Annotated in this window: 13 protein-coding genes; 3 read left to right on the top strand and 10 right to left on the bottom strand. The window is 62.8% G+C overall.

The genetic code is table 11. The features are described from left to right. Window positions 1–26 precede the first annotated feature (26 nt). Genes WFP44_RS03160 through ndhC form a run of 4 tightly spaced genes read right to left on the bottom strand, consistent with a single transcriptional unit; the run spans window position 27 to window position 3014 of the window. The gene (locus tag WFP44_RS03160) at window positions 27–1232 is read right to left on the bottom strand and encodes an NADH-quinone oxidoreductase subunit D (RefSeq protein WP_377922582.1); all 1206 of its coding nucleotides are present in this window, start codon (window positions 1230–1232) and stop codon (window positions 27–29) included. A 5-nt stretch (window positions 1233–1237) separates the two neighbouring features. Beyond that, on the bottom strand, window positions 1238–2083 hold the full coding sequence (locus tag WFP44_RS03155) for an NADH-quinone oxidoreductase subunit C (protein ID WP_336924898.1): 846 nt from the start codon (window positions 2081–2083) through the stop codon (window positions 1238–1240). Further along, the gene (locus WFP44_RS03150; RefSeq protein WP_336924897.1) at window positions 2083–2643 is read right to left on the bottom strand and encodes a NuoB/complex I 20 kDa subunit family protein; all 561 of its coding nucleotides are present in this window, start codon (window positions 2641–2643) and stop codon (window positions 2083–2085) included. Before WFP44_RS03150 ends, WFP44_RS03155 begins: the two co-directional genes overlap by 1 nt. Beyond that, window positions 2640–3014: an NADH-quinone oxidoreductase subunit A gene (gene ndhC, locus WFP44_RS03145; protein ID WP_336924896.1), complete on the bottom strand. Its 375-nt coding sequence runs from the start codon at window positions 3012–3014 to the stop codon at window positions 2640–2642. The genes WFP44_RS03150 and ndhC overlap by 4 nt, the downstream gene beginning before the upstream one ends. 313 nt (window positions 3015–3327) lie before the next feature. On the opposite strand from ndhC, the gene WFP44_RS03140 reads away from it, so the two are divergent. Next, the gene (locus tag WFP44_RS03140; protein WP_336924895.1) at window positions 3328–4524 is read left to right on the top strand and encodes a thiolase family protein; all 1197 of its coding nucleotides are present in this window, start codon (window positions 3328–3330) and stop codon (window positions 4522–4524) included. 153 nt (window positions 4525–4677) lie between these two features. Beyond that, on the top strand, window positions 4678–5067 hold the full coding sequence (locus WFP44_RS03135; protein WP_336924894.1) for a hypothetical protein: 390 nt from the start codon (window positions 4678–4680) through the stop codon (window positions 5065–5067). A gap of 16 nt (window positions 5068–5083) precedes the next feature. Here the strand turns inward: WFP44_RS03135 and WFP44_RS03130 are convergent, their stop codons facing one another. Next, window positions 5084–5569 carry an SH3 domain-containing protein gene (locus tag WFP44_RS03130; protein WP_336924893.1) on the bottom strand — a complete coding sequence of 162 codons (486 nt, stop codon included), beginning with the start codon at window positions 5567–5569 and terminating at the stop codon, window positions 5084–5086. 140 nt (window positions 5570–5709) lie between these two features. Between WFP44_RS03130 and WFP44_RS03125 the strand changes: the two genes are divergently transcribed. After that, window positions 5710–7035 carry an ammonium transporter gene (locus WFP44_RS03125; RefSeq protein ID WP_336924892.1) on the top strand — a complete coding sequence of 442 codons (1326 nt, stop codon included), beginning with the start codon at window positions 5710–5712 and terminating at the stop codon, window positions 7033–7035. A gap of 58 nt (window positions 7036–7093) precedes the next feature. On the opposite strand, the gene WFP44_RS03120 is transcribed toward WFP44_RS03125, so the two are convergent. The 5 genes from WFP44_RS03120 to WFP44_RS03100 form a co-directional block, all read right to left on the bottom strand. Then, on the bottom strand, window positions 7094–8500 hold the full coding sequence (locus tag WFP44_RS03120; protein ID WP_336924891.1) for an NAD(P)H-dependent flavin oxidoreductase: 1407 nt from the start codon (window positions 8498–8500) through the stop codon (window positions 7094–7096). Window positions 8501–8522: 22 nt separating this feature from the next. Continuing rightward, window positions 8523–9287, bottom strand: a complete 765-nt coding sequence (locus tag WFP44_RS03115) for a class I SAM-dependent methyltransferase (protein ID WP_377922531.1) — start codon at window positions 9285–9287, stop codon at window positions 8523–8525. Between the two features lie 47 nt (window positions 9288–9334). Continuing rightward, the gene (gene prfB, locus WFP44_RS03110; RefSeq protein ID WP_336924890.1) at window positions 9335–10462 is read right to left on the bottom strand and encodes a peptide chain release factor 2; all 1128 of its coding nucleotides are present in this window, start codon (window positions 10460–10462) and stop codon (window positions 9335–9337) included. Window positions 10463–10567: 105 nt separating this feature from the next. Then, entirely contained in the window at window positions 10568–11095 is a 528-nt protein-coding gene (locus WFP44_RS03105; RefSeq protein WP_336925039.1) for a peroxiredoxin, read from the bottom strand. Window positions 11096–11185: 90 nt separating this feature from the next. Beyond that, entirely contained in the window at window positions 11186–13735 is a 2550-nt protein-coding gene (locus WFP44_RS03100; RefSeq protein ID WP_336924889.1) for a penicillin-binding protein 1A, read from the bottom strand. Window positions 13736–13750: the final 15 nt, after the last annotated feature.

Here is a 13750-nt window from a genome sequence, read left to right as displayed (position 1 = left end):
TTCGGCGGTGGCGAGGTAATCGGAACTCACCGGTCACACTCCCCGAACACCACGTCGATCGCGCCGAGGATGGCGGTCGCATCCGGCAGCATATGGCCCTTGGACATGAAATCCATCGCCTGCAAATGGCTGAACGCCGTGGGGCGGATCTTGCAGCGGTAGGGCTTGTTTGTCCCGTCGCTCACCAGATAGACGCCGAATTCGCCCTTGGGGCTTTCGGTCGCCACATAGACCTCGCCCGCGGGCACGCGGAAGCCTTCGGTGTAGAGCTTGAAGTGGTGGATCAGCGCTTCCATGCTCTGCTTCATCTCGGCGCGCTTGGGCGGCACTACCTTGCGGTCCAGGCTCGCCACCGGGCCTTCGGGCATTTCGGCAAGACACTGCTTGATGATGCGGGCGGACTGATACACTTCCTGCACGCGCACCATGAACCGGTCATAGCAGTCCGAATTGGTGCCCACCGGAATGTCGAAATCCATCCGGTCATACACTTCGTAAGGCTGGCTCTTGCGGATATCCCACGGAATACCCGCCGCGCGGATCATCGGGCCGGAAAAGCCCCAGGCGACCGCGTCTTCCTTGCTCACCACCGCAATATCGACATTGCGTTGCTTGAAGATGCGGTTGTCCATGACGAGGGACATGGCATCGCCAAACAATTCAGGCAGGCGGGTATCGACCCAGTCGCCAATATCGGTCAGAAGTTTCAGCGGCACATCCTGATGCACGCCGCCGGGGCGCAGATAGGCATGGTGCATCCGCGCGCCGCTCATCCGCTCGAAGAAGTTCATGCAGTCTTCGCGCAGTTCGAACACCCACAGGTTGGGCGTCATCGCGCCCACATCCATCACGTGCGCGCCGATATTGAGCATATGGTTGCAGATGCGCGTCAGCTCAGCAAACAGCACGCGCAGATATTGCGCGCGGATCGGCACTTCGATGTTCAGCAGCTTCTCGATGGCGAGGACATAGGAATGTTCCATCGCCAGCGGGGAGCAGTAATCGAGCCGGTCGAAATAGGGCAGCGCCTGCAGATAGGTCTTGTGCTCAATCAGCTTTTCGGTGCCGCGGTGGAGCAGGCCGACATGGCAATCGATCCGCTCGATAATCTCGCCGTCCAGCTCCATCACCATGCGCAGCACGCCGTGCGCCGCCGGGTGCTGGGGACCGAAATTGATCGTGTAATTGCTGATCTTCTCGCCGGAAGTGGTCGGCGATTCTTCGAGCATCATGCCGCTCATTCACCGGACTCCTTCTTCTTCGCAGCAGACTTCTTCGCGGCGGGCTTTTTCGCGGCGGGCTTTTTCGCGGCGGGCTTTTTCGCAGCCGCCTTCTTTTCCACCTTGGCAGGCGCGACAGCTTCGGACTTCTCGGCAGCCTTGGCATCAGCCTTGGCGCCAGCGCCGGTGTCCTTCGGGCTGTCGGTCGTCTTGGGCGTCGGCGGTGCAGCGGGCGAAGGTGGCGGCGTGGCGGCCTTCTCGTCGCCCGGCAGGACATAATCCGCGCCTTCCCACGGACTGAGGAAATCGAACTGGCGCATATCCTGCGCCAGCTTCACCGGCTCGTAAACCACGCGCTTTTCCTCTTCGGAATAGCGCAGTTCCTGATAGCCGGTGAGCGGGAAGTCCTTGCGGAACGGATGCCCTTCAAAGCCGTAATCGGTGAGGATGCGGCGCAGGTCGGTATTGCCGGCAAACAGTACGCCAAACATATCGAACACTTCGCGTTCCAGCCAGCCCGCATTGGGCCAAAGCGTGGTGACGGTGGGAACAGGCGTCGCCTCGTCCGTGCTCACCTTCACCATCACCCGGTGATTGCGCGTCAGGCTGAGGAGCATATAGACCACCTCGAACCGTTCGGCCCGGTCGGGGAAATCGACCCCCGCCATTTCCATCAACTGCTGGTAATCGTGGGAATCGCGGAGCAGGCGCAGGGCATCCTCGATGCTCTCGCGCTTTACGGTCAGCACGATTTCGCCATGTTCTTCCTTCGCGGCAACGAGCATTGCGCCAAGCGCGGCAGAGAGCGTTTCCAGCGCACCTTCAAACGGCGCGTAACGCGGTGCGGAGTGGAGCACAGCCATCAGCGTTCAATCGTCCCAGCGCGGCGGATTTTCCGCTGCAATTGCATCACGCCATAGAGCAGCGCCTCGGCCGTGGGCGGGCAGCCGGGGACATAGATGTCCACCGGCACGATGCGGTCGCAGCCGCGCACCACCGAATAGCTGTAATGGTAATAACCGCCGCCATTGGCGCAGCTGCCCATCGAGATGACATATTTCGGCTCGCTCATCTGGTCATAGACCTTGCGCAGGGCCGGAGCCATCTTGTTGCACAGCGTGCCCGCCACGATCATCACGTCCGACTGGCGCGGGGATGCGCGCGGGGCAACGCCGAAGCGCTCCATGTCGTAACGCGGCATATTGACGTGGATCATCTCCACCGCGCAGCAGGCAAGGCCGAAGGTCATCCACCACAACGAACCGGTGCGCGCCCACTGGAACAGATCCTCGGTGCTGGTCACAAGGAAGCCCTTGTCGTTCACCTCGGTCTGGAGAGCGTTGAAGTAATCGGCGTCAGGCTGGCGCACCTGCCCGCCCTGGGCAGTCGGCAAGCCGGCAACGGCAGGAGTCATGGTGTTCATTCCCAATCCAACGCTCCCTTTTTCCATTCATAGGCAAGGCCCACGGCCAGGATGGCGAGGAAGATCATCATGCTGCCCCAGCCTACCCAGCCCGTCTGATCGAGGCTGACCGCCCAAGGAAACAGGAAGCTGGCTTCCAGATCGAACAGGATGAAGCTGATCGCCACGAGGTAGAAGCGCACATCGAAACGGTCGCGCGCGTCCTCGAAAGCGGGGAAGCCGCATTCATACTCGCTCATCTTCTGCGCGTCGGGCTTGTGTGCGCCAGTCAGGCGGGCCACGCCCATCGGCAGGAACACGAACAGCGTCGAAAGGCCGAGCGCCACGCCGAGGAACAGCAGGATCGGCAGATATTGTGTCAGATCGACCAAGGCAGACTCGCTGGCTTTGAGGGTTGCATCTATGACTGATGCGGCGGCGTCTAGGCAATGGCCCGCCATACTGCAAGGCCGATGGCGGCAGAAATCCGGGAGATTTCGCAAGAGCGCGTATATCCGGCAGTTCAATACCGCCAAGAGGCTGTAAATGGGGCAAATCCCGCGCAGCCCCGGCTGCGGATGCCGCTTGCGGATGCCGGCGCCCAAAGATTTGCTGCAATGCACAAACTTGCATGCGTCACATTCGGGCTTTAGATCGGGCCCAACCGGCACAACCTGCCGCCTTCCATTCGAAAGGCCCCCTGCCATGACTTCCCTGCATCCCCGCGATCCGATCGTCATCCTCTCCTATGCACGCACACCGATGGGTGCGATGCAGGGCGCGCTGGCGGATGTGGCAGCGACCGATCTTGGCGCAACCGCGATCAAGGCAGCGGTGGAACGGGCTGGCATTGCGGGAGAGGATGTGGAGCGCGTCTATATGGGCTGCGTGCTTCCCGCTGGCCTTGGCCAGGCGCCTGCCCGCCAGGCCGCGCTGAAGGCGGGCCTGCCTTTGAGCGCGCAAGCCACCACGGTCAACAAGGTGTGCGGATCGGGAATGCAGACAATCATCATGGCATCCGAGGCGCTGGCCGCAGGCGGCGCGGACGTGATCGTGGCCGGCGGCATGGAAAGCATGACCAACGCGCCTTATCTTCTGAAAAAGCACCGTTCGGGCGCGCGGTTGGGGCATGATACCGCCTATGACCATATGTTCCTTGACGGGCTGGAAGATGCCTACAAGCCCGGCACCGCGATGGGTCTGTATGCCCAGCAGATGGCTGATGCCTATCAACTGACCCGCGAGGAAATGGACGCCTATTCGCTTGCCTCGCTCGCGCGCGCCAATGAAGCGGTTGCGAGCGGTGCCTTTGCCGATGAAATCGTGCCCGTCACAATCACCACCCGCGCGGGCGAAGTCGTTGTCGATACCGACGAAGCGCCCGGCAAGGGCCGCCCGGAAAAGATCCCCGGCCTGCGCCCGGCCTTCACCAAGGACGGCACCATTACCGCGGCCACCTCCTCCTCAATCAGTGACGGGGCTGCGGCCATAGTCCTGTCGCGCAAGAGCGTGGCGGAAGCCAAGGGCCTGTCGCCGGTGGCAACGATCATTGCCAGCACCGCCCATGCTCAGGACCCCGCCGCCTTCACCACCGCCCCGGTGGGGGCCATCCAGAAGCTCCTCGAAAAGACCGGCTGGAGCGTGGACGATGTCGATTTGTGGGAAGTGAACGAGGCCTTCGCCTGCGTCACCATGTTCGCCATGAAAGACATCGGCATCCCGCATGAAAAGATCAATGTGAACGGCGGCGGCACGGCGCTGGGCCATCCCATCGGCGCCAGCGGCACACGAATCGTCGTGACACTGATCGCAGCGCTGAAGGCCCGCGGGCTGAAGCGCGGTATTGCAAGCCTTTGCATTGGCGGAGGCGAGGCAACCGCTCTGGCGGTGGAGATCGCCTGATCACATCCACCTCCGGCGGCGCAATCCCGCGACAATTGGGACACAATTAACCAGTTAAGCGTCTGAATTGGGGCTTATCCGCCGTTCAGCCGGTTGCAGAATTGATTTCCTGTGTTACCTCAGGTCACTTTTGGGCCTTGGGGGACGTCTTGCATGAAGAAGCTTGTTGTAATTGTTGCTGCAACCCTGCTTTCCGCCTGCGGCAGCGGTGACAATGGCTCCGCTGATGCAGTCACCCCGACACCTTCGCCCGCCGCACCGAACAGCCCGCTGATCGGCGTCTATGGCGGAACCGACATGGATGGGAACAGCTGGACATCGCAAATCAATGCGGATGGCACCTATACCGATACGGTTGGGGGCGAAGTTTCCGAAACCGGAGTCTGGACACATTCAGGGGATCAGGTGTGCTTCACCGCGCAAAGTGCGGAAGGGCCTTCACCCGCGCCCACCTGCCTGACGCTGGTCAATGTCAATGATGACGGCTCGCTGCTGATGGCCGATCCGGAAGGCAACGAAACCACCGTTCCGCGTTTGCGATAAAGGCAGCCGGCCGGCCTCAGGGCTCGCCTGCGCCCCACAGCCTGTCGCGCGGAACCCATCCGCGCCGCGGACCGACGGCAAATTCACACCAATCAGCTTCGCAAGCACCCAGATTGCCGGTCACGCCCTGCTCCACATTCCAGCGCAGCGCGGCATCGTGCGCGGGCATATCGCGCATGGGGGCAGGTGCACCTTGGGTGACGATGGCCGTGCGCCGCAGGGAAAGAAGCTGGTTGAACACCCACCCACGTGTGCCGTCCACCTCCTCGATCAGCCGCCAACCCTGCTGCAGCCGCAGCACCTTCACCGGCAAACCTTCGCGGCGGTAAACCCACGCAATGCGGTACCTTTCGCTTGGGCCGACACGCAGGTTTACCTCCTCGGATGAAAGGCTGGCCCAATAGGGCACCGCGCGATCCTGCGCCGATGCCGCGGCAGGCTGCATCAGACCAGTGGCCAAACAGAGAAGAAGAAGCAGCAGGCGCAGCACATTGCGTTTCATGCCCGTTACCTAGAGCACGCAAGGGATTCGCATCAAGCCGCTGCATCGCCCACTTGCCGGAAAGCTGCGCTCTGGCATAACACGCCCCGCTTACGACACGGGGCGCCGGGGAAACGCGGCGGGGATAGAGGGGGATACCGATGAATCGCAGGATTGCCGCGCTTGGCGCGTTTGCTGTCTGGTCGCTGCTGGCTCCGGGAGCCGCCATGGCGCAGGGCGGGCAGGAAATTGTCGAGGTGGTGGAAAATTCCGGCGATACCGCCTGGATCCTCGCTTCGGCCGCGCTCGTTCTGCTGATGACGCTGCCGGGCCTGGGCCTGTTTTACGGCGGGCTGGTTCGCGCCAAGAACTTCCTTTCGGTGTTCCTGCAAGTGGGCGCGATCGCGGCAATTGCCTCCACCTTGTGGATCGTGGTCGGCTACACGCTGGCTTTCGGGGACAGCAGCCTGGGCGGATGGCTGGGCGGCGGACAGCACTGGATGCTCTACAACCTCGACGCGGTCTATTCCGGCCTTGCAATTCCGGAGAGCACTTTCGTGCTGTTCCAGATGACCTTTGCCGCCATCACCCCGGCGCTGATGGTGGGCGCATGGGTCGAACGCGCGCGGTTCGCCTTCATCATCGCCTTCTGCGCGATCTGGGGCCTCGTGGTTTACGCGCCGGTCGCGCACTGGATCTGGGGCGGCGGCTGGCTGGCGGGCATGGGCGCGCTGGATTTTGCGGGCGGTATGGTGGTGCACACCACGGCCGGGATTTCCGCGCTGGTGATTGCGGTGCTGCTTGGCAAGCGGCAGGGCTTTCCCAAAAGCGCGCTTCTTCCCCATGCGCCGGGCATCACCATGCTGGGCGCGGTGCTGCTGTGGGTCGGCTGGTTCGGCTTCAATGGCGGATCGGCGCTGGGGGCAACCGCCTCGGCAAGCGATGCGATAATCAACACGCACGTTGCCGCCAGTGTCGCGGCGCTGGTGTGGATCGGGATTGAGCGGGTCATGTTCGGCAAGCCGACGACGGTCGGTTTTGCCACGGGCGCGATTGCAGGCCTTGCCACCATCACCCCGGCGGCAGGCTTTGTCTCGCCCGGCGCGGCGATCCTGATCGGCGCGGCAGCTTCGATCGTCTGCTATTACGCCATCCAGCTCATCAAGATGCGGCTGCATATTGACGATTCGCTTGATGTGTTCGCGGTGCACGGGGTGGGCGGCATGATCGGTTCGCTGCTGCTGGGGCTGTTCCTTTCCGCCGGTCTTGGCGGTGCGGGCTATGACAGCGTGGGCGCAGGCAGCATGGGTGCGCAACTGGGTGTGCAGGCGCTGGGCGTGGCTGTTGTGGCCGGCTATTCCGCCGTTGCCACCGCGCTGATAGCTCTTGCCATCAACCTGTTCGTGCCGATGCGCGTGACCGAGGATGACGAGGTGCAGGGCCTCGACATTTCCAGCCACGGCGAACGCGGCTGGGAGTTTGATTGAATGCAGAGGCGTGAGCGGTAGGCGGGCCACCATCAAGGGCGGCCCGCCTTGACCAGGCTCAATCCCCGGTCAGGATCCGGTCGACCAGTTCCTTTACCGTGGGCGTGTAGTTGTTCGAATAGAAGGGATCGGTCTTGAAGCGGTAGGCCGCGTGACCGGCAAAGACGAGGTTCTTGTCCAGCGGCTCGCCATGGATCGCGCCTTGCAGTGCCTTCTGGATGCAGAAGCTGCGCGGATCGGCCAGGCGTCCGGTCGTGTAATCGTCATGGTCCTTCCACGACGAGAAACCGCAATGCGACAGGCACCCCATGCAATCGGTCTGGTCCTGCCGGATCACGTTGCGTTCTTCGGGTGTCACAAACACCACGGTGTCATCCGGCGTTTTCAGCGCTTCGGTAAAGCCCTGCGCCGCCCAACCGCGTGCGCGTTCCAGATCGCGCGGGGCGACCCAGAAATTGCGGCCCTTCACGCCCACATCCAGTTGCACCGTGTGCTCGCCCGCTTCGACCCGGCTGTAGGGAATCTGCCGGTGGCTGCGTTCTTCCAGGCTACGCAGGAACGGATTGCGCACGGCCGAGCTGTAAAACCCTGTGGGGGAAAAGCGGTGCAGCAGCACATCGCCCGGCTCGATCGTGCGCAGCAGGTCTTTCCACGCCTGCGGGATCGGGCTTTCCTGCGTCAGCAGCGGCCGCGTGCCGAACTGAAAGGCGACAAGGCCCAGTTCCGGATTGTCGATCCAGTCGTTCCATTCACGCAGCGCCCATACGCCGCCCGCCATCACGATCGGCACATCTTCCGAAACACCTTCGGTGCGCATTGTCTCGCGCAGAGCCTTGACGCGGGGATAGGGATCTTCGGGCTTGGTCGGGTCTTCGGCATTGGACAAGCCATTATGTCCCCCCGCAAGCCAGGGATCTTCGTAAACCACCGCGCCGAGCAGTTCGGCCACCTTGTGATAGCTGCGCTTCCACAGCGCGCGGAATGCACGGGCGGAGCTGACGATGGGGAGATAATGCACATTGTAACGCTGGGCGATCTCGGCCAGCTTATACGGCATACCTGCCCCGCAGGTGACGCCTGACACCATGCCGCGCGTCTTTTCCAGAACGCCCTCAAGCACCGCCTGCGCGCCGCCCATTTCCCACAGGACGTTGATATTGATCGCGCCTTTTCCGCCGGAAATTTCCCAGGCGCGGCGCACCTGTTCCACCCCGCCGGCAATGCCATATTCGATCAATTCCTGATGCCGATCCTTGCGTGTGGCGCCGTGATAGACCTGCGGAATAACATTGCCATCCGCGTCATAGCTGTCGGCATTCACCGCGCTGACCGTGCCGATTCCCCCCGCAGCCGCCCATGCGCCCGAACTGGCATGGTTGGTGGCGGCAACGCCCTTGCCCCCTTCGATCAGCGGCCACACTTCGCGGCCAGCATAAACAATCGGCTTCAATCCCTTGAAATTCATCTATTCCTCAAACAGCCCCGACCTAACCAGACGGAACCTTTCCATTGCTGCCGGGCGCGCTGCACGGCTTGATATCTTTTGGCTGCGGGCGCGCTGCAGCCACTTCGAACTGCGCATAGTAGCCTGCGATTTCCGGCTTAAGGTCAAAATCGACAAGGCGAAAGCCCAAGCGACCAAATTCGCAGAACAGCAATTGCGGGGCAATCCCATGCTGATCGGTGGGCCGGTCGATATCGACCACGATCACCTGCCCGCCCGGCCGCAACGCTTCGCGCATACGCCACAGGAAAGCATAGGGCTCGGCAATCTCGTGATACATATGCACCATGAAGATGCGGTCGAAACTGGCGGGCGGCAGACGCGGATCATCAGCTGCGCCCAGCACGATAGACACATTGTCGAGCCGTTCGGCCTCCACCCGGGCGCCCAAGCGGCGCAGCGCATCCTCGTCGATATCGTTGGCGACGACGCGGCCCTGTTCCCCCACGCGGGCAGCAAGCCGCACGGTGTAATATCCCTCACCCGCGCCGATATCGGCCACGGTCATGCCCGGAACGATCGCCGCCTTGTCCATCACCCGCTCGGCCTCGCGCCGGTCGTCACGCGCTTCCTCGGTGGAAAAAGCTGTCGCGCCGAGCCCCGAAACCGGCCGGTGCGGCAGGGGAAACTCACGCGCCGTTTCCGGACGCGCGCCGTCCTGCGCCTGCTGGCAAGCCGACAGCGCCAAAGGCAGGCCTAGCGGCAAGGCGGCAGCGATAATCACTGACTTTGACAGGCGATCCTTCACACCGCCGCCTTTAGCGAGAGTGGAGGCGGTTGGCAAAGTGCACTGCCCTAGTCCACGTCCTCGACCGCGACCTTCTCGCCCGTCACCCGCTGCGCCAGCGCGGCAGCAATAAAGGGATCGAGCGCCCCGTCGAGCACATCGCCGGGCGCGGTGGAAACCACGCCGGTGCGCAGATCCTTCACCATCTGATAGGGCTGGAGAACGTAGGAGCGGATCTGGTGGCCCCAGCCAATTTCGGTCTTGGCCTCATACTCGCTGCCCGCCGCAGCCTCGCGCTTGGCCAGTTCGGCTTCGTACAGGCGCGCCTTCAGCATATTCATCGCGGTGGCACGGTTCTTGTGCTGGCTGCGGTCATTCTGGCTTGCCACCACGATGCCTGTGGGCAAGTGGGTGATGCGCACCGCGGAATCGGTGGTGTTGATGTGCTGCCCGCCGGCACCGCTGGCGCGATAGGTGTCGATGCGCAGATCGCCTTCATTGATCTCGATCTCGATATTGTCGTCGATCACCGGATAGACCCATACGCTGGAAAAGCTCGTATGGCGCCGCGCGCTGCTGTCATAGGGGCTGATGCGGACAAGGCGGTGCACGCCGCTTTCGGTCTTGGCATAGCCATAGGCGTTTTCGCCTTTCACCAGCAGCGTCGCGCTCTTGATCCCGGCCTGTTCACCCGCCTGATATTCGACCGTTTCAACCTTGTAACCGCGCTTTTCAGCCCAGCGGGCATACATACGCAGCAACATTTCGGCCCAATCCTGGCTTTCCGTTCCGCCCGCCCCGGCATGGATCTCGATATAGGTATCGTTAGCATCCGCCTCGCCCGAGAGAAGCGCCTGCACCTTGTCGGCATCGGCGCGTTCCGCAAGCCCTGCAAGAGAGGCGAGACCATCAGCCACCACGCTGTCGTCGCCCTCGGCCTCGCCCAGTTCGACGAATTCGACCGCGTCGGCCATCTGGCTTTCGATTTCGCGCACCGTGCCGATCGCCGCATCAAGCCGGCGGCGTTCGCGCATCACCTCTTCGGCCTGTTTGGGATTGTCCCACAGCGTGGGATCCTCCACGCGCGCATTAAGTTCGTCGAGGCGCCGCACCGCGCGTTCCCAGTCAAGCGCCTTGCGCACCAATGCCAGCGCGGCTGTGATCCGGTCAATATGGGCCTGCCCCTCGGCACGCATGGTCTGCTCTCCGCGAAAGATGAGGCGCGCCGTTAGCGCAAGGCGCGTCAAAACGAAAGGGCCGGACCACAAGGCCCGGCCCTTTCCGGCAAAACCGCTTTTCCTTTAACGCGAAAGCGCCCGAACCGCGGCCAGCGTACGGGTGACATGCTCGCGCCAGTCAAGGTCGGAATGGACCATCACGATGCGCCCGTCCGGAGCGATGACATAGGATGTGCGGTTGGTCAGCCCGTTGCCGAAAGCGACATCATATTGCTGGATGATATTGGGGCTGGCGCGGCCCACGGGGAAGGCATCCCGGCATTCCTCGCGGCTGAAACGCTGGAGCGTGGGGATATCATCCGCCGAAAGGCCGATTACCTGTGCACCCGCGGCGCGAAAATCGCCCATTGCCTCGGCAAAGGCGTTGGCTTCCAGCGTACACCCCTGCGTGAAGGCGCGCGGGAAGAAATAGAGCACGACCGGCCCCTTGCGCAGTTCCGCCGCCAGATCAAAGGCGAAGGTTTCTCCTGCCAGGGCGCCAGTAGTGGTGAAGGCGGGCGCACGTGTGCCGCTGGACAAGGCCGCAGCAGCAGGCGTCGCATGACCTGCCAGCGCAAACGCGGCCAGAAGGGGGAGGATGAACTTACGCATATTCATGGCCGTGAATCCTCTTTCTCTCCAAAGGAAGGCATCTCCTAGGCCAGATCGTCGATTGGCCCAAGCCCTCCCAAAGGCGGTGCATCAATAGATGCCGCCCTGCTCCTCCACGAAATTGCCCGGCGTCTCGGACGGACGCTCACTACTTGCACCAGTCGGGCCTTCCTCGCGCCGCCGCAACTGGGCAAGGATCAGTTCGCGCATGGCGTCGATCTCGTCCTGCCGCTGGCTGCGGCGCGGTTCGGTATCGGGCTTGAACGCTTCCCAGATCACCGCGCTTTGCGGTTCATTTGTGGGCCAGCCATCGAACACGCGCCGGCCCGTGCGGCGGTCAATGCGCACCATGCGCACCCCTTCGGGCGCAAGAAATGGCCGGCCGTCCCACCGATCGCGGCTGGCACGCACAAAATCGCCGAAGATCGGCGCCCCGGTATTCCCGCCCTGGATCCAGCCACCCAGATTGCGCGGCTGGTCGAACCCGACATAGGCACCCGCCACGATATCGGGCGATCCGCCCACGAACCAGGCATTGGTGGGGCCGGTCGACGTGCCCGTCTTGCCGAAAAGCGGGATGTTCAAATCGCGCAAGCGCGTCGCTGTGCCGCGTTCGATAACCCCTGTCAGCATATTGACGACCTGAAACGCGGTGCGCGCATCCATCACCTGCCGACCGCGCGGGGCAAGGCGCGGCATGGGCGAGCCATCCCATTCGTCCATGTTGCAGCCGGTGCATTCGCGCGTGTCGGATTTGTAAATCACCTTGCCATCGCGGTCCTGCACGTAATCGATCACGGTGGGTGCATTCAGTCGCCCGTGATTGACCAGCGTCGAATAGGCATTGACCATGCGCAGCACGGTGGTGTCACCTGCCCCCAGCGCAAAGGCGGGATAAGGCTGATAGGCACCCTTATCGGCAATGCCCACCGCCTCGAAGGTCTTGATCACCTGCTCCATCCCGGTGTCCATCGCGATGTGCACGGTCATCAGGTTCTTCGACTGTTCCAGGCCATAGCGCATGGGATATTCGCCGCCGCCCCGGCTGCCGCCGAAATTGGTGAAGCATTTTTCACCGAGATTGGCGCCCTGATAATAACAATACTGGCTGTCAGGGACCATGGTCGCGGGTGTCATCCCGGCATCGAGTCCGGCGGCATAGACGAAGGGTTTGATGGTGGAACCGGGCTGGCGGTTCGCCTGCGTCGCGCGGTTGAAATCGCTCAGCCGGGAATCGAAGCCGCCCTGCATCGCCAGCACCCGCCCCGTATGCGGATCCTGCGCCACAAAGCCTCCCGACACCTCCGGCACGGCGCGCAGGCGCCAGCCATTGCCCTGCGGAGAGACCGCGATCACATCGCCCGCCTTCATCGCATCGGGCACCCCGCCTGTCAGGCTGGCTTCACGGCCATCGGCAAAGGCAATTGCCGCCGATTGCCCGGAGCGCCCCGTCACCACGGCGATACGCCAGTCCTCATAGCTGATCGAGAGGTTGGAACTTGCCAGTTGCGAGGCCATATTGCCGTTATCGGGATTGAGCGTCGCTACCGGTCCTGTCCACCCGCGATTGCCGTGATAACGCAGCAATGCTGCGCGCAGCGCATCGCGCGCCGCGTCCTGCAATTCGGTATCGAGCGATGTGCGCACCCAGAGGCCACCAGCATAGACGCTGTTCCGGCCGTCTTCCGCCGTTTCGCCAAAACGCTCGATCAACTGGCGGCGCACTTCCTCCAGGAAATAGCCGGCATCGGCGGAGCGTTCGGCGCGCGCGCCTTGGATAAGGCCGAGCGGCATCGCTCTGGCGGCATCGCGCTCTTCCGCGGTGATATGGCCGTTGTCGAACATCTGGCCCAGCACGATATTGCGGCGGACAAGCGCCTGATCAAAGTTTGCTTCGCGGCTGTAGCTTTCGGGTGCCTTGGGCAGAATGGCGAGATAGGCCATTTCGTGCAGCGCCAGATCATCCACATCCTTGTCGAAATAGGCACGCGCGGCGGCCTGCACGCCAAAGGATCGGCGGCCGAGAGGAATTTCGTTGAGGTAAAGCGTGATGATCTCCTCTTTCGAGAGCACGCTTTCAATGCGCGTGGCGAGGATCATCTCGCGCAGCTTTCGGGTGATCGAATATTCGTCCCCGATCATGATATTCTTGGCGAGCTGCTGCGTGATCGTCGATCCGCCCACTGCGCGCTGGCCGGTGCCGATCTTGCTGACGTAATCGATCACCGCGCCGATGAAGCCGCCTGCATCAATCCCGCCATGCGTCCAGAAGGTCTTGTCCTCCGCGCTGGTATAGGCATTGAGCAATTGCGGCGGCAGATCCTTGAACTGCAGCGCCACGCGGCGTTCGCGTTCATACCGGTGCACGATCTCGCCATCTGCCCCACGCACGACCGAAGGCAGGTTGGTCTCGTACTCCAGCAGCACCTCCGCATCGGGCAGGTCGCGTGCCAGCAGGAACCAACCGGCAATCAGCAGCAGCAGCCCTGCACCCGCCGCGAGGACAAGGCGCCGGAACCAGCGGTTCTCGCGCCAATTGCCCTGAAACCAGGCCGCCAGACCGGCAATCGCGCCGCCTGCCTCGCGGCGGATGCGGTAATGCAGCGGCTGGGCGGCGGCGGTATCATCGGTATCGGACATGGCCCGCCTGTAGCA

It is taken from the genome of Alteraurantiacibacter palmitatis (genome assembly GCF_037154115.1).
In the GTDB taxonomy this organism is placed as follows: domain Bacteria; phylum Pseudomonadota; class Alphaproteobacteria; order Sphingomonadales; family Sphingomonadaceae; genus Alteraurantiacibacter; species Alteraurantiacibacter palmitatis.
Note: the sequence above shows the minus strand (reverse complement) of the source record. Positions and strands in the feature narration are given on the sequence as shown.

Bases quoted from the DNA above. Each gene is read 5' to 3' on its own strand.
- WFP44_RS03160 (WP_377922582.1), bottom strand. From the start codon at position 1,232: ATGATGCTCGAAGAATCGCCGACCACTTCCGGCGAGAAGATCAGCAAT.
- WFP44_RS03155 (WP_336924898.1), bottom strand. From the start codon at position 2,083: ATGGCTGTGCTCCACTCCGCACCGCGTTACGCGCCGTTTGAAGGTGCG.
- WFP44_RS03150 (WP_336924897.1), bottom strand. From the start codon at position 2,643: ATGAACACCATGACTCCTGCCGTTGCCGGCTTGCCGACTGCCCAGGGC.
- WFP44_RS03140 (WP_336924895.1), top strand. From the start codon at position 3,328: ATGACTTCCCTGCATCCCCGCGATCCGATCGTCATCCTCTCCTATGCA.
- WFP44_RS03135 (WP_336924894.1), top strand. From the start codon at position 4,678: ATGAAGAAGCTTGTTGTAATTGTTGCTGCAACCCTGCTTTCCGCCTGC.
- WFP44_RS03130 (WP_336924893.1), bottom strand. From the start codon at position 5,569: ATGAAACGCAATGTGCTGCGCCTGCTGCTTCTTCTTCTCTGTTTGGCC.
- WFP44_RS03125 (WP_336924892.1), top strand. From the start codon at position 5,710: ATGAATCGCAGGATTGCCGCGCTTGGCGCGTTTGCTGTCTGGTCGCTG.
- WFP44_RS03120 (WP_336924891.1), bottom strand. From the start codon at position 8,500: ATGAATTTCAAGGGATTGAAGCCGATTGTTTATGCTGGCCGCGAAGTG.
- prfB (WP_336924890.1), bottom strand. From the start codon at position 10,462: ATGCGTGCCGAGGGGCAGGCCCATATTGACCGGATCACAGCCGCGCTG.
- WFP44_RS03105 (WP_336925039.1), bottom strand. From the start codon at position 11,095: ATGCGTAAGTTCATCCTCCCCCTTCTGGCCGCGTTTGCGCTGGCAGGT.
- WFP44_RS03100 (WP_336924889.1), bottom strand. From the start codon at position 13,735: ATGTCCGATACCGATGATACCGCCGCCGCCCAGCCGCTGCATTACCGC.